Source organism: Pseudomonas sp. FP215 (assembly GCF_030687795.1).
GTDB classification, from domain to species: domain Bacteria; phylum Pseudomonadota; class Gammaproteobacteria; order Pseudomonadales; family Pseudomonadaceae; genus Aquipseudomonas; species Aquipseudomonas salmasensis.
Genome location: NZ_CP117447.1, coordinates 939863 through 955538, shown reverse-complemented (window position 1 = coordinate 955538; position 15676 = coordinate 939863). Strand labels below are relative to the sequence as shown.

At 52.7% G+C, this 15676-nt stretch carries 15 protein-coding genes; 6 read left to right on the top strand and 9 right to left on the bottom strand.

Going from position 1 to position 15676, the window contains the following annotated elements:
- Positions 1–20: 20 nt before the first annotated feature.
- The 8 genes from PSH76_RS04190 to PSH76_RS04155 all read right to left on the bottom strand — a co-directional run bounded on the left by PSH76_RS04190 (position 21) and on the right by PSH76_RS04155 (position 10194).
- A complete protein-coding gene (locus PSH76_RS04190) occupies positions 21–3179 on the bottom strand; it encodes an efflux RND transporter permease subunit (protein ID WP_008437418.1) in 3159 nt (1052 codons plus the stop codon).
- Positions 3176–4660 (bottom strand): efflux RND transporter periplasmic adaptor subunit, encoded by a 1485-nt coding sequence (locus tag PSH76_RS04185; protein ID WP_008437420.1) that lies wholly within the window; start codon positions 4658–4660, stop codon positions 3176–3178. The genes PSH76_RS04190 and PSH76_RS04185 overlap by 4 nt, the downstream gene beginning before the upstream one ends.
- Positions 4657–5913, bottom strand: a complete 1257-nt coding sequence (locus tag PSH76_RS04180) for a TolC family protein (RefSeq protein WP_008437421.1) — start codon at positions 5911–5913, stop codon at positions 4657–4659. The genes PSH76_RS04185 and PSH76_RS04180 overlap by 4 nt, the downstream gene beginning before the upstream one ends.
- A gap of 99 nt (positions 5914–6012) precedes the next feature.
- Positions 6013–6354: a hypothetical protein gene (locus tag PSH76_RS04175; protein ID WP_073844967.1), complete on the bottom strand. Its 342-nt coding sequence runs from the start codon at positions 6352–6354 to the stop codon at positions 6013–6015.
- A 74-nt stretch (positions 6355–6428) separates the two neighbouring features.
- The gene (gene copD / locus PSH76_RS04170) at positions 6429–7367 is read right to left on the bottom strand and encodes a copper homeostasis membrane protein CopD (RefSeq protein ID WP_008437423.1); all 939 of its coding nucleotides are present in this window, start codon (positions 7365–7367) and stop codon (positions 6429–6431) included.
- 3 nt (positions 7368–7370) lie between these two features.
- Positions 7371–7754 carry a copper homeostasis periplasmic binding protein CopC gene (gene copC, locus PSH76_RS04165; RefSeq protein WP_008437424.1) on the bottom strand — a complete coding sequence of 128 codons (384 nt, stop codon included), beginning with the start codon at positions 7752–7754 and terminating at the stop codon, positions 7371–7373.
- 359 nt (positions 7755–8113) lie between these two features.
- Positions 8114–9502, bottom strand: coding sequence for a copper resistance membrane spanning protein CopS (gene copS, locus PSH76_RS04160; protein ID WP_008437425.1), 1389 nt, complete (start codon positions 9500–9502; stop codon positions 8114–8116).
- A complete protein-coding gene (locus tag PSH76_RS04155) occupies positions 9499–10194 on the bottom strand; it encodes a heavy metal response regulator transcription factor (RefSeq protein WP_008437429.1) in 696 nt (231 codons plus the stop codon). Before PSH76_RS04155 ends, copS begins: the two co-directional genes overlap by 4 nt.
- 205 nt (positions 10195–10399) lie before the next feature.
- Here PSH76_RS04155 and PSH76_RS04150 point away from each other — a divergent pair, with 205 nt between their 5' ends.
- The 5 genes from PSH76_RS04150 to PSH76_RS04130 all read left to right on the top strand — a co-directional run bounded on the left by PSH76_RS04150 (position 10400) and on the right by PSH76_RS04130 (position 14467).
- Positions 10400–10753, top strand: a complete 354-nt coding sequence (locus PSH76_RS04150) for a co-regulatory protein PtrA N-terminal domain-containing protein (RefSeq protein WP_008437430.1) — start codon at positions 10400–10402, stop codon at positions 10751–10753.
- Between the two features lie 165 nt (positions 10754–10918).
- Positions 10919–11455 carry a plastocyanin/azurin family copper-binding protein gene (locus tag PSH76_RS04145; protein ID WP_008437431.1) on the top strand — a complete coding sequence of 179 codons (537 nt, stop codon included), beginning with the start codon at positions 10919–10921 and terminating at the stop codon, positions 11453–11455.
- 94 nt (positions 11456–11549) lie between these two features.
- The gene (locus tag PSH76_RS04140) at positions 11550–11795 is read left to right on the top strand and encodes a DUF2933 domain-containing protein (RefSeq protein WP_032899631.1); all 246 of its coding nucleotides are present in this window, start codon (positions 11550–11552) and stop codon (positions 11793–11795) included.
- 2 nt (positions 11796–11797) lie between these two features.
- Positions 11798–14155, top strand: a complete 2358-nt coding sequence (locus PSH76_RS04135; RefSeq protein WP_024073349.1) for a heavy metal translocating P-type ATPase — start codon at positions 11798–11800, stop codon at positions 14153–14155.
- A 111-nt stretch (positions 14156–14266) separates the two neighbouring features.
- A complete protein-coding gene (locus PSH76_RS04130) occupies positions 14267–14467 on the top strand; it encodes a heavy-metal-associated domain-containing protein (RefSeq protein WP_008437435.1) in 201 nt (66 codons plus the stop codon).
- Between the two features lie 30 nt (positions 14468–14497).
- Here the strand turns inward: PSH76_RS04130 and flgB are convergent, their stop codons facing one another.
- Complete coding sequence (gene flgB, locus PSH76_RS04125; RefSeq protein WP_008437437.1) at positions 14498–14911, bottom strand: flagellar basal body rod protein FlgB; 414 nt, start codon at positions 14909–14911, stop codon at positions 14498–14500.
- A 386-nt stretch (positions 14912–15297) separates the two neighbouring features.
- On the opposite strand from flgB, the gene PSH76_RS04120 reads away from it, so the two are divergent.
- Positions 15298–15504 (top strand): co-regulatory protein PtrA N-terminal domain-containing protein, encoded by a 207-nt coding sequence (locus PSH76_RS04120; protein ID WP_019821302.1) that lies wholly within the window; start codon positions 15298–15300, stop codon positions 15502–15504.
- Positions 15505–15676: the final 172 nt, after the last annotated feature.

Here is a 15676-nt window from a genome sequence, read left to right as displayed (position 1 = left end):
AACTGCAATCAGGGTCAGTTTCATACGACTTTTTCTTGAGGATTGATGGGCTCAACTGAGAGGTGCCGGCGACGCATCAGTCGATAGGCTGCCGGAATGACAAACAGCGACAGCAAGGGCGCGGTAATCATGCCTCCAACCATGGGTGCCGCAATTCGGCTCATCACCTCGCTGCCGGTCCCGCTGCCCAGCAAAATGGGTAACAAGCCAGCAATGATGACAGCCACAGTCATGGCTTTGGGCCGAACGCGCTGGACAGCGCCTTCACGAATCGCGGCCATCAGCCCGTGCTCGGTCCTATCGCCGAGGTCTTCACGCTCAGCCCAGGCGTTCTTCAGATAAAGCAGCATAATTACGCCAAATTCGGCAGAAACACCGGCCAAAGCGATAAAGCCGACACCAGTGGCGACCGACAGGTTGAATCCCAATAGATAGAGAAACCATACCCCACCAGTCAGTGCGAATGGCAGAGTGGCCATGATCAGCAAGGCCTCATCGAAGCGAGCAAAGGTTAAATAAAGCAGCACGAAGATGATCAACAGCGTGGCAGGCACCACCAGCTTGAGTCGTGCGTTGGCCCTTTCGAGAAATTCGAACTGTCCTGCGTAGCTCAGGCTCATACCAGGCTGCAACTTAACCTGCTCGCTGACGACCCGTCGTAGATCGGCGACTACCGAAGCAATATCCCGTCCCCGCACGTCGATATACACCCAGCCTGAAGGTCGGGCGTTCTCACTCTTAAGCATCGGCGGACCATCGCTGACCTTGATCTTCGCAACGGTGCCAAGAGTGATCTGGCTGCCTAGAGGGGTATAGATAGGTAACTGCTCCAGAGCGCCGAGTGAATCCCGCCACTCACGAGGGTAACGTACGTTAATTGGGAAACGAGCCAACCCTTCAATCGTCTCCCCGACGTTTTCACCGCCGATTGCGCCGGCCACGATCGATTGCACATCGGCAATATTTAACCCATAGCGGGCCGCAGCTTTACGATCGATATCCACATCAATATAGCGGCCACCGGTCAGTCGTTCGGCCAACGCTGAACTCACACCTGAGACATCCTTGGCAACACGTTCGATGGCTTGGGTGACGGCATCGATCTCCGTCAGGTTGGTACCGGCAACCTTCACACCAATAGGGCTTTTTATGCCAGTGGCCAGCATGTCGATGCGGTTACGAATCGGCGGTATCCAGATGTTGGTCAATCCTGGGACACGCACCGCTTGGTCTAGCTCCTCAACGAGCTTTTCCTGGGTCATGCCTGGGCGCCACTGTTCGTGTGGTTTGAATTGGATGGTGGTTTCGAACATTTCCAAAGGTGCTGGGTCAGTCGCGGTTTCAGCGCGGCCGGCTTTGCCGAAAACGTGTTCGACCTCTGGAACTGTCTTTATCAGACGGTCAGTCTGTTGAAGCAGTTGCGCGGCCTTCTGCGCCGATAATCCAGGCAGAGCTGATGGCATATAGAGCAGGTCCCCTTCGTCCAGCGGGGGAAGAAACTCACCACCCAGACGAGAGATCGGCCACAACGCGCTGACAAAGACTAGCAACGCAACCAGCAGCGTTATTTTAGGTCGATGTAATACGGCGTCCAGAGCGGGTTCGTAGATCCGGATCAACCAGCGATTTAGCGGATTCTGCTGCTCATTGGGAATTCGTCCACGAATCCAATACCCCATCAACACCGGTACGAGAGTTACCGACAGTCCAGCCGCTGCGGCCATAGCGTAGGTTTTGGTGAACGCCAATGGACCGAATAGACGTCCTTCCTGAGCCTCCAGCGTGAACACCGGAATGAACGACAGGGTGATGATCAGCAGACAGAAGAACAATGCAGGTCCTACCTCGGCAGCCGCTTCAGTCATCACGTGCCAATGACGTTCACCTTTCAGTTCCTCCCCAGGATTGGCCACGTGCCAAGCCTCGACCTTCTTGTGGGCATTTTCAATCATCACCACGGCAGCGTCGACCATAGCGCCGATGGCGATGGCAATCCCGCCAAGGGACATGATGTTGGCGTTGATACCCTGATAGCGCATCACGATGAAGGCGATCAGCACCCCAACCGGCAGGGAAATGATTGCCACCAGAGATGAACGCAGGTGCCAGAGAAAGATTCCGCAGACCAACGCGACGACGATGAACTCTTCGATCAGCTTGTGGCTGAGGTTTTCCACGGCACGATCAATCAACTTGCTGCGGTCGTAGGTGGTGACGATTTCAACCCCCGCCGGCAGACTGCTTTTCAGCTCGTCGAGTTTGGTTTTGACCGCCGCAATGGTTTCACGAGCATTCTTCCCGCTGCGCAGAATCACCACGCCGCCGACGGTCTCACCTTCACCGTCGAGTTCGGTAATGCCTCGACGCATCTCAGGCCCTAACTGAATCGTGGCAACATCGCCCAACGTGACCGGCACACTGCCCGCGCCCAGTTTGAGCGGGATGGCGCGAAAGTCATTGAGCGTCTTTAGGTAGCCGGAAGCTCGTACGATGAACTCTGTCTCCGCCATTTCCAGCACGGCTCCACCGGTTTCCTGATTGGCTTTGCCGATCGCCTCGGTCACCTCAGACTGCGTGATACCCAAGTTCGCCAACTTTAGCGGATCGAGCTGGACCTGATACTGTTTGACCATGCCACCTACGGTGGCAACTTCCGCAACGTTCGGCAGCGTCTTGAGCTCGAATTTGAGAAACCAGTCCTGTAGGGCTCGCAGTTGCGCCAGATCGTGCCCACCGCTGCGATCAACCAACGCGTACTGGAAAATCCAGCCAACGCCAGTGGCATCAGGTCCTAAGGCTGGCTTAGCACTGGCTGGTAGGCGGCTTTGTATCTGGCTCAGGTATTCCAACACCCGCGAGCGGGCCCAGTACAAGTCAGTTCCGTCTTCGAACAGCACATAAACGAAGCTGTCGCCAAAGAAGGAGTAACCGCGCACAGTCTTGGCCCCAGGTACCGAGAGCATGGTGGTTGCCAGTGGATAGGTCACCTGGTTTTCGACGATCTGTGGGGCTTGGCCTGGGTAAGGTGTACGGATAATTACCTGAACATCCGACAGGTCTGGCAATGCATCGATGGGCGTACTTTGAACCGCCCAGATCCCCCATGCCGTGACGAACAGCGTCGCCAGCAACACAAGAAAGCGGTTGGCCACCGACCAGCGAATAAGGGCCGCAATCATGGCTGGCCCCCAGAGCGTTCCAGACGTTCAACACGCAGACCATCGTCCGTCTGGCTAACAGCGATCCGAACCTTGTCGCCCGTTTTTAGGCCCTTCATCAGAGCAGGAGTGGCGAGAGGGAAAGTCATCGTCATGCCTGGCATACCCAATGTCTTGAAGGGACCGTGGGCGAGCGTGACTTCTTTGTCGTTGATCTCAACGATCTGACCATCGGCCTCATGCAAAGCGCCAACGGGCATAGTAGATGGCGAAACGTCCAATGAGCTTGCGACAACGCCCTTGAGACTGGCCTCCGAGTCGAGCAGGAACTGGCCAGAGGTCACCACTTTCTGCCCCTCTTCCAAGCCTTTCAATATCGCCGTCTTGCCATCGTTATCCTGGCCTAGCTGCACCTCCACCGGGCGATATCGACCAGCGTCTTCAGAGAGCATGACCAACGCACGTCGACCGGTACGAATGACGGCCTCGCTCGGCACCCACAGAACACTTTGCTCCGTTGAACGATTGAGGCTTACCTGTGCGGTCAAACCTGGTCTGAGTCGGCCATCTGGATTGGGTAACTCAACTCGAACGCGAAGTGTGCGACTGTCCGAACTGGTTTCCGGAAGAATCGCACTGACGACGCCCTTGAGCACAACTCCAGGGAATGCGGATAAACGCGCTTCAGCTGCTTGCCCTACTACGATTGACCCAGCTTCCGCCTCTGGTACAGCCACGGCCAGCCAGACACTGCTCAAACCATTAACACGAGCCAACGTCTCGCCTGCGGCCACCGTCATACCTTCACGCACACTCAGCTCTTGAAGCACACCACCAATAGGGCTGGTCAGCGTCAGGTTCGATTGAACTTTGCCAGTGCGCTCAACTTGAGCAATTAACGTAAGTGGCATTCCGGTTAGCCGCAGTCGCTGCCGGGCCGCTGTCAGCAAGCCAGCATCGCCACTACGCTTGAGGGCGAGAAATTCCTCCTGAGCAGCTGCCCACTCCGGCACCAAGATATCTGCCAAGGCGGCATTCGCTTTCAGCACATCACCAGGTGCGTGGGCATACACACGCTCGACAAAACCCGCTGTACGGGCCTGAATGACTGCAACGTCCCGTTCGTTGAAGGCCAGCACACCTACCACGTTCAGTGTCGAGGCAAATACGCCTCGACTGACACTAGCCAGTCGCACACCAAGGTTCTGAGTCAGGCTTGGATCAATTCGAATGGCAGCGCTGTCCCCCTTGGTATCTGCGTATTGAGGGATCATCTGCATGTCCATGAAGGGTGACTTACCCGGTTTATCGAATTTCTGTTGTGGGTACATGGGATCATACCAATACAGAACTTTTCGATCGGCAGAGGCTTTGGGTTCATGATCCGGTACGACACCAGCTACTCCGCTCATTCGCGGTTGGGCTAACCAGTAACCCCCGGCAACACCCAAGGCAATCGAGATGCCGATGATTAAAGTCCCTTTCCATAATTTAAAAATCATTGAGCGGACTCCCCGTAAGAGAAATACAGGCGAGCGCTGGTCAGGGCACGTTGCTCTTCAACGTCAACCTGCTTGAGACGGGCTTCGATGAGTTCGCGTCGGGCGGCAACAACCGAGTTCAAATCACCCTTGCCGGAGCGGTAGCTGGCCATCGTGAGTTCGACCTTTTCTTTAGCCAACGGCAACAAGCTTTCCTGATTACGGCTGACTGCACGATTGAGGCGCTCGTAGTCAGCCAACTCATCCTCCAGTTGCTGGGTATGCTCGCGTGACAGGGCTTCGCGCTCAGCCTCAAGCTGGTTTAGTTCGGCGTGCTTGGCCGCAATCTTGGGGTTTTGCCGAGAGTTAGGGAACAGCGGGAGATCCCATGAAAACTGCACGCTGACCATGTCACCGAATTGTTGGCCTCGGTGCTGATAATCGAATTCCCAGCTCCAGTCAGACTGCTTTTCCGCCTCAGCTTCACGGATCTTGGCTTGTGCTTCACGGGTCATCGGCACAAAAGCCGCTAATTCGGGGTGATGTTGCAGCTTATGGGAGTAACCTGAGGTCTCAATAGGCCAATCAGGCAAACCGCCTACCGGTTTGTCATCGGCGGCAGGGCCAATCCAGCGCTTGAGGGCGGCCCGGGCCTGTGCACGTTGACGAACTAAATCATCCTGCTGCTCAGCCAGTTGAGCAGCTTCCTGTTTAGGTGTCACCGCATCGGCGGGTTGGGCTCGGCCACCCGCAATCTGAGCTCTGACGGTATCGGTCAGAAGACGGTTTTCTTTGTAGAAGTCCTGGAACAACGCATCTTTACGCTCAACCGAGTAGCTTCTGATCCAGGCTAATGCCGTGGACTGTCGGACGTTCAGACGCGCCACTCGACGCTCGGCTGACGCTCGATCAACAGCCGCATCCGCGACCTCGATACGTGCTTTGCGCTTGTCGCTGTTGGGCATCTCCTGCCTAATCCCGACCACTTGCATGGTCATGAAGTCCTGGTCGATGCTCCATCTGTCGGGTCCACCAATGGGGTAGTTCTGCACGCCCAGCAGTAGCTTGGGATCGGGTAGTTCGCCGGCGGGAATGGCCGCGCTAGTGGCTGCTTGAATTTTGGCGTCTTGTGCGGTCAACGATGGTGCATTGTTTTCGGCCAGACGCAGCGCTTCATCGAATGTCAATGCGCTAGCGAAGCTCGGCAATGCAAGTACGCTTGCCGCCAGGCCGGCCAGGAAGGACCAACCTGTGCAACAGCACTTGGAGTTCATGTTCACGATTCCTGTGATGATCCACCGCGCGCTTCATAAGACATGCGCGCAGATATGCCATCCCGCTAACGCGGAATGAGGCTCAGTGTGGTACAGGAATCAAGTACGTGGGGGTCGCCATACCCCTGAAGAGGTTTGTACGAGCGGGAAATGGCTGGAGAATGATAGAATGAGAGGACTGGACAGGGTGATAGGAGGCTTGATGATCGATACTTGCAACATGCCGCCAGTTTTGCATTCCTGACCGGGCTTACAAGGTTTGCCATGCTCGGTGGGACTTTTCATGTCGTGGCAGCAGTCTTGCCCCATACCATCCATCATCGCCATGCCCATGGTTTTCATCGGGCATGGTTCAATCGATGTCTGAACACCCGCCATCCCGCTGAGGGGAAGCGCCAAGCTAATCAGGAAAATTAGGCAAAACCGCAGGTAGCGTTTCATGAGCTGGAGTGTAGACGGTGCAAATGGCCCTTACAATTCACCCTTGAGACTCCTTAGTCGGCCATCACCAACCGCTATGCCGCGCTCATTTCCATGACCGGGCTTAAAGTACCTAACCATGCGACTAGACAAATAATGATGACTGCCATTGAAAATTCGAGCTTCATGCTACGGCGCAAGGCATTGACCGCGACAGCATAGTCTCCATTTCGAACAGAACGTTCCAAGAGCGGGCTTAGGTGAAAACGGTTGAGCGTCGCTAATACGATCATCCCGGCAAAGAGCAGGACCTTCAAAAATAGCAACTCGCCATAAGTGCTGAGCATCACCTCATCGAGATTTGGCCCAACGATAAATAGGTAGTTCGCCACTCCCGTAATGCTGATGATCACTACAATCACCGCGCCGGCCGATTCAAACCCTGTCAGTACCCGAGCAAGAATTCGTGCTTCTCGCTCACCTTTCAGTGATTTCAAACGCAGCAGCAGGGCAAATGCCGCTAGCGCACCCAACCAACCGCCTGCGGCCAAAAGATGGAAGATATCGCTAATAAAGTGCCAGTAGCGACGGCTCCCCTCGTCCATTGCTCCGTGCCCTGTCCATGCCAGCGTCGCTAGCGCAATCGCGCCACAGACAGTGACAATCCAAAGACTCAGTGTTGGAAAGCGCTTGTTCAGGGAAACGCCAATAATGGCCGTCACCAACGCCCCTATTCGGACCATCCAGGTCAAACCGACGTCAGTCCCCATGAGAACCATTTGAAAGATATGGTGATGTAGCTCCATGAAACCCGACACGCCACTCATTGCTTTCGCAAGTAACAACATGGCGGCAAGGGACAGAGCTACACCTACAGCAGAAGTACTGTAAAGAAGCGACTCAAAATTCAAAACTGTTCCCGATATTCTTTCTTTTCCCCTGAGGCTATAAAGACCAAAAATTGCCAGTCCAAATAACAGCATCAGGTCGAAATAAAGAGCAAAGCGAACAACGATATTTAATGAGTCGCTCATGAATCATTTCACTTTGAAAGAAAAGTTGCCGGTAATCGGGTGAGTGTCCGAGGAAACGGCACGCCATTCGACTTTGTAAGTACCCGTGGTCAATGGCGATGCGGGTGTAATAACCATCGTCTTCGGATCACCGCCACCTGCCACGTTAGCTTTTACGCCCATAGGTGAATTCGGCATACCAGGCATATCGGTCATAATCAGCTTTGCACCAGAGAACTGAGTCGTTAGATTCTCAGAAAAGTGCAGTTCGATTTTAGACGGAGCCGCCGCATCCGATCCTTCAGCGGGAGTAGAAGAAACCAGCTTTGGATGCGCCTGAGCAACTGCACTCAGAAGCAAACCCGCAGTCAGCGCAACAGCTACGGTGGTAGTTTTAAGGAATGACATGCAAGACTCCTGACAGCAAAAGCTGTTGGTTCTAGGTTTTTAGGGAATATCTAGTTTTTTACTTTTTGACGCTCGTTAAAACCACTGACGAATACCTAGCAAATTCCGTGTTCTAGGGCCGGCTGGACAGGGAGGAATCACAAGATTTCCAACGTCACAGTGCGAGTACACGATGCCACATGAACGCAAACTGTTCGATTACATTTCAGTCAGCTTGGGGCGGGTTTTTGGCACTGATCTGCCCGGATACGGCGCCAAATACGCGACTTTCTTTGGAACGCTCCAAGAGTTTTCTCTCATCCAAAAACGATCCTATTGAGCTAACCACATGTTGCCTGCATACATATGAACAAGGTGTCTTAGACCTTTCTTGCATCAGCACATGGGAGTTCAATATGAAAGGCTGTTATTCCGTTTAACGACGTACACCATATTTTTCCGTCATGCGCTTCAATGATAGATCGAGTAATCGATAAACCTAGCCCTGCATTACTTGGACTTCCTTCTCTGCGAGCTGGGTCCACGCGATAAAATCGATCAAACAGCTTTTCAAGATGCTCGGACGCAATGGGCTCTCCCGGGTTCTCCACAGAGACTGATATTGAAGTTCCTTTCTGCCGAATATCGACAGTAATACACTTTCCTTCGGGGGTGTACCGGAGCGCATTTGAGAGCAGATTAGAGATGGCCCTGTCGAGCATGAGTACGTCACCTCGGACGCTACCCCTGCCTGTGACCTTCAGGTCGATCCCTCGCTCATCAGCCAGCAAACGGTAGTACTCGAGTAATTTCTCTACTACTGCTACCAGGTCAATCGGTTTGTTTTCATGTGTAATTAGACCGTTATCTGATTTCGCTAGAAAAAGCATGTCATCAATCATACGTCCCATACGTTTCAAGTCATCAAGATTTGAGTACAGATTGTCCTCGTAGTCCTCAATATTTCTTTTTCTAGATAAAATCACTTCAGTGTGAGTCATCAAATTGCTAACGGGTGTCCGTAATTCGTGAGCAATGTCCGCAGAGAAGTTCGATAAACGAACAAACGCATCGTCCAGTCTAGATAACATTGCGTTGAACGAGAGCACCATCTGCTGGAGCTCTTGGGGAACGGGACCTAATGGAATACGCTCTTTGAGCGATTTAGCTGACATCGAAGCTGCTACCTGAGTGACTAGGCGAATAGGTCGTAGTCCACTACGCGCTACCATCCAGCCCAGTGCAGCACTGACCAGCGCGCTTATCACCAGTCCTATCCAAAACCATCGTTCAAGCGTCTCGAAGAAGGCCATATGTTGAGTAACATCAAAGATCAACATCACTGTCAATGGCTTGTCCTGCCCCGTCACTATGGCTTGCGCCGTCACGCCTCGAAATATCTGCTCCTGGTCTCGCCACTCCCAGACATTGCTGTTTGTGACCGTTCGGAAGTCTTCAGGAACTACGATCGGACCTGGGTCAGCAAACAGGAGCTTACCGTCACCATCGATGATAAGAGCTGTCAAATCACGATGAGCACCAAGCAGTGCCTCCAGCTCAGGCTTAACATCACTGAATTGATCAATGCTGTTCAACCCAGTCAAAATTCTTTGCGTCGAGTGAAGCTTTTCGTTCAGCGCCTGCTGATCCAGCATCTTGAAATGATGCCGGCTGAGGTTGTTAAAACTGAGTCCAGCGACGGTGAGCACAGCCGTTACAGCTAGCATGAACATCAGGCTCATGCGCGTAGTCAGGGACATTCGCTTCATTCCGACCCCGTCCCCGAATCCGGCGCATCCAGCATGTACCCCATGCCTCGAGAGGTGTGGATAAGCTTGACCTCAAAATCATCATCAATCTTTGCTCTGAGCCTCCTGACAGCAACCTCGATGACGTTAGTATCGCTGTCAAAGTTCATGTCCCAGACCTGGGAAGCAATAAGCGACTTGGGCAGAACCTCACCTCGACGACGGAGCAGCAATTCGAGCAACGCAAACTCTTTGGCCGTTAGATCTATACGTTTGCCTGCGCGGATAACCCTGCGTTTGAGGAGGTCCACCTCCAAATCAGCCAATTTCATATGGGTTTGGGAGGGGGCAGTGGTACCTCTACGCAGCAGCGTTCTGACGCGAGCCAGCAATTCAGAAAATGCGAAGGGTTTGATCAGGTAATCGTCAGCCCCCAGCTCAAGTCCTTTTACCCGATCCTCAACTCGGTCTCGCGCCGTGAGGAAAAGCACAGGGACATTTTTTCCGGATGCTCTCACTTTCTGAAGTACTTCCCAGCCATCCAGCCCAGGCATCATCACATCGAGAATCAGCAGGTCATACGCCTCGCTCAAGGCGTGCTGAAGCGCGTCTTTGCCATTGGTAAAACGATCAACATTGAACCCCGCCTCGGTGAGTCCTTGCTGCAAATAAATACCTATTTTGGGTTCGTCTTCCGCAACCAGAAGTCTCATGGGGATGGCTCTCGAATAATTGTGAGGCTGAGTCTGCAATGAAATGCCTCTGCCAACCAGCAACTGACAGAAAAGTAATATTGGCTTCAGGTAGATGTCAGCGAGTGCTGTCTAGGGTTCGAGCATGAGTACTTTCTGGTGCTCGACCGACTCTTAACCATGAAAGCTAGAGGAGCCGGAAAACAAATCAAAAAGGAGCTTCCTCATGAACCGTTTAAAAGTCCTATTCTTTGCTAGTTCGATACTCATCTCAGCATCTGCGTTGGCTGAAGGTGGTGCAGATCGGATTATGGAGCGCATGGAAAGCCTGCGCGATAAAGCCGAAGCGACCTTGGTACAAGCTGAAAAAGCTCCTGAAGGGCAGCGCCATGTTCACATGGCCGAGCATATGAAAATACTGGGCGAGATCATGGGCCAGCTTCATCTAGATCATCCAAAAGCATCAATGTCACCTCAGGAACATCTCGCCTGGATGGAAAAACACGACGCCATGGTTGATGACGTTTTGAACCAAATGCAGCGCGAGCACAAACTGATGCTTTCTGAGAACCATCAGTAACCGAATAACTCCTACGGGGCTCTCTGAACCGCCCACTAGACACGGCGTCATCTGGGCGCCGTGTTTTCTCAGGAAAACTGACAGAAATGTAGTGTTCAAGTCAGTTAACGCTCAGCTCTATCCCTTTAGCATAGCTAGTATTTTCCACTGGCTCTCGAGGTCACCATGAAAACTAAGCTCATTACTCCAGTTATTGCGGCAATCACCCTACTCCTCGGCGCTACGGCGATGGCCAGCGTAGGTCATGGGAAAGAGGATATCGGTCAGCCTGGAGTCGCCTCAGAGGTCACTCGCACGGTTGATGTAGAGATGGGTGATATTTTCTTCAAAACTAAAAGCATCGACGTAAAGCCCGGTGAAACGGTTCGCTTTGTACTTCACAACAAAGGGGCGTTGCTGCACGAGTTCAATATCGGCCAAGCCGCTGCTCACGCGGCGCACCAAAAAGAAATGGCGAGCATGTTCCAGAATGGAACGCTTACACCCACCGGAACTGGAAAAATGTGGGGCAACATGGGCCATAGCATGGGAGGCATGAAGATGGTTGGAATGGAACACAACGACCCGAATAGCGTGCTGATCGAGCCAGGGGCAACCAAGGAGTTGATCTGGACCTTCAACAACACAACTGGACTTCAATTTGCCTGCAACGTGCCAGGTCATTACCAGTCGGGGATGGTCGGTCAATTTGACTTGAAGTAAGCCTGAACCGACCGCTAAAACCGCGTCGACGCAAGAGTTCGCTATGCTCTGAGGCAGAGATCAGAGCAACACGCTCACACACGGGGTCTAGATCATGGATAAGCATCAGCATCCGGCTGGAAGCACCTCCCCACCATTTTGGAGGCGCAAAACAGGCGTTGTACTGATCATGCTCATTGCGATCGGTGCCTTTTACGGGGTGCGGGAACATTTCACCCACGTTTATCCGTATTTGCCCTACCTCATCCTGTTGATCTGTCCATTGATGCATTTTTTTGGACATGGACATGGCGGACATGACCATGGCGATCAGGCAGGAACCAACAAGGAAGAGAAATAGCTATGCCCACTCCACCGAGCCACCACGATCACGGTCCCGCCCACGCTGCCTCACCCAATGACGGTGGTCTACGCGACCCGGTGTGCGGTATGGCGGTTATACCTCCAAGTAAATTTGGCGAGTCTTACCAAGGACAGACGTATCAATTTTGTAGCCAGAAATGCCAAGAGAAATTTCGGGCAGATCCAGAACGCTACATTGGTAATCATCCCAGCGCTGAACCCAGCAGCGCCGCTATAGAGCCCACGCTACAGGTAGCCACTGAGTTTACCTGTCCTATGCACCCGGAAATAAGACAGCCAGGGCCCGGCAATTGCCCTAAATGTGGCATGACATTAGAGCCCGTCATGCCCGCGCTTGATGACGATGACAAACCCGAGCTCCTGGATTTCACCCGCCGCTTTTGGTGGTCGCTGCCTTTAACCGTAATGGTGGCCCTTCTAGCCATGGCGGGTCACTCATTACAAATCTTCCATGGTTCGGTTCAAAACTGGATCGAGTTCGCTCTTGCCACTCCGGTCACCTTATGGGCAGGTTGGCCCTTTTTTGTAAGAGGCATAGCATCCGTTAGAAATCGCAGTCCAAACATGTGGACTCTGATTGGTTTAGGTACTGCCGCAGCCTATCTTTACAGCGTCGCGGCAACCCTATTTCCCCAAAGTTTTCCCACCACCTTCATGCAAGATGGACGCATCGGCGTCTACTTCGAAGCCGCTGCGGTCATCATCTCGCTCACCTTGCTTGGGCAGATTCTTGAGCTCAAAGCACGGTCACAAACCTCCGCCGCCATTAAGTCCCTTCTTGGCCTATCTCCCAAGACTGCACGCAGGATCAACGCCGATGGTCAGGAGGAAGACATTCCTCTTACCCATGTTCACTTGGGAGACCATTTGCGGGTCAGACCTGGTGAAAAAGTGCCAGTTGATGGCTCTGTACTCGAGGGAGAAAGTGCGGTGGATGAATCCATGCTCACTGGTGAACCTGTGCCGGTCATGAAAAGAGCAGGGGATAGTCTGATCGGTGCCACGCTTAATACTCATGGAAGCTTGGTGATGGAGGCGCGAAAGGTCGGCGCTGACACCATGCTGTCGCAGATAGTACAAATGGTCGCACTAGCCCAACGCTCCAAAGCGCCCATGCAACGAATGGCCGACTCGATCGCCGGCTACTTTGTGATGGCGGTTATCGCGATTGCGTTGCTGACCCTCATAGGTTGGGGACTGTTCGGCCCGGAACCCAGCTGGGTCTTCGGCCTGATCAACGCTGTCGCCGTGCTTATCATCGCTTGTCCCTGTGCTCTGGGTCTGGCAACGCCCATGTCGATCATGGTTTCGACGGGTAAAGCCGCCAGTATGGGTGTGCTGTTCAGAGATGCCAGTGCCATCGAAAACCTTTGCAAGATCGACACACTGATTGTCGATAAAACGGGAACCCTGACAGAGGGACGGCCGGTATTTCACAGTGTGGAGGCCACACCAGATTTCAACCCACGCGATGTGCTTCAACTGGCCGCTAGCCTTGATCAAGGCAGCGAACATCCTTTGGCACACGCCATCGTCGATCACGCCCGAACTGAAAATATTGCGCTCACCAAGCCTGAATCGTTTGAGTCCGGCTCAGGGATTGGGGTGAGTGGTCTCGTTGATGGCAAGAAAGTACAGCTGGGCAACACTGCACTGATGGAAGCTGCCGGCGTGAGCACAAAGGTCTTACAAGAACGTGCAGAGTTGTTGCGCCTTGAAGGCATCAGCATCATCTATCTAGCAGTTGACGGGGTCTTGGCAGGATTACTAGCGGTCTCAGACCCGATAAAACCGACCTCTAAAGAAGCAGTCACCAAGCTTAAGGCTGATAACGTAAAAATCATCATGGCCACGGGAGACGGGCTCACCACCGCACGTGCTGTCGCCAAGGAGATGGGTATTGAAGAGGTTCATGGTGAAGTGAAACCTCAGGACAAGGAGCGCCTGGTGGCGGACCTCCAGCAATCCGGTCGAAAGGTTGCCATGGCCGGCGACGGTATCAACGACGCACCGGCCTTGGCGCGAGCAGATGTGGGCATTGCCATGGGTACAGGGACTGACGTCGCGATGAATAGCGCGCAGCTCACGCTGGTAAAAGGCGACCTGATGGGGATTTTACGGGCACGGGCACTTTCGGTTGCAACGGTAAAAAACATGCGGCAAAACTTGGGGTTCGCCTTCCTTTACAACTCAATGGGTATTCCCCTCGCCGCAGGCCTGCTCTATCCACTGACGGGGCACCTTCTGTCTCCAATGATTGCTGCGTTAGCCATGAGCGTCAGTTCTGCGTCTGTAGTTTTCAATGCTTTGAGGCTGAGGAATACCCGAATTGAATGAGCGTAACCGATGCTCACAGCCCGCTATACATAACTCTTGACCTTACCGTGGTGTCAACGTTGATCTTGTTGTTGCGGTGAAAATAGACTGCTCAGCACAAGAGGAATAACCATGTTCGTCTTAAACGTATCAGGCATTGGTTGCGGTAGCTGCGTCAGCAAAATCACCAAAGCAATTCAGTCACTGGACAGCGAGGCTATGATTTCCGTGGATCGCGCAGCAGGTAAGGTAAGCGTTGAAAGCAGTGAAAACCCAGAGCAAGTCCGTAAAACTGTCGAAGCACTCGGTTTCCCTTCCCAAATCAGCGCCTGAGGCGCTGATTCCCTCGCTGGGTAAAGTTTATTATTCACCTCGCAGAGCTTTAAGTAGCCCCTTAAATGCTCCATTTAATCTAGTAAAGGCGGTTTCGAAATGAATTTCATTTTCCGTATACTTTGCGACCTCGACCTGTTGATCCACAGTATTTTGATCAATGGAAGGTTGGTTCGGCGTACTGTAAAGCAAAGCACCGCCGTGAATATCACTTACTAATTCGTTTACGGCAATATGTTTTGGGTTTGTTGTTTTTAAAGAGAACGGAGTAGCCAAACCTCCTTTTGTTTGGCTAGCCAGTACAGCAGAAAAGTCCAAGTCCCTGGCCTTAAAGTTAGGAGTGTCGGCATTAGCGATATTATTGCTAAGTACCTCAGCTCGTTGGCTGCGAAAACGTAATGCTCTTTCTGCGGAGCCAAGCGCTTTGTCAAAATTAATACTCACCGGTGGCCACCTTTAGTTACGCTGCCATTTAATTCCCACCTATCGAACACTCAAGTGCTTAACGTAGTGCGTCCGAGCCGATGTATGATTTCAGCGAAAAACTCAAAAAACGCCACGCCATCGTGCAGTGACCGGAAACTTACAACGCCGCACAGGTAAATTTTAGATGGTGGATGGAGGTTATGTGTCGTTGGATAGCTTAGACCTTACGGACTAATCACTCTGCATCTCAAGAGAAATATCGCAACCTGACACAACTGTAATATTGGCCTAAGCTTCCTGACAGGGGATGAGTCTTATAGTCCTATTGAGCCTCAAGCTCACCCCCTAGAGTCAACGACTGATGTGGATTCAGGGGTCACCAATAATCATCCGAGGCCCCCCAAATGAACCCTATCAAAACCTTGTTCGTCATCGCGGCTCTGACCGTCTCTTCTTTGGCTATGGCTGAAGGGGGTGGTGACCGGACTTTCGCACGCATGGAAGTGGCCAGGAATAATTCGATGGAATCGTACCGAGTAGCTCAAACGCAAAATGCCCAACATCCCGTCGCTGAAAGCAAAGCCAAGGCGATGGATCACAAGAATTGCTAAATAGCTAGCCCTCCAAGCTGACAGAAATGTAATCACTGCGGTGGTTTAAATGTGGCAATTTCTGAGCTCGCTTGCCGTAAGAGTTTGTCTTTTGTGACGGTGGGCAAAGCTGATCCGGGCAACTCATGATCGGTTGTTTCGCACGGCTTCCCTTTTGACTGATTGGAAATAA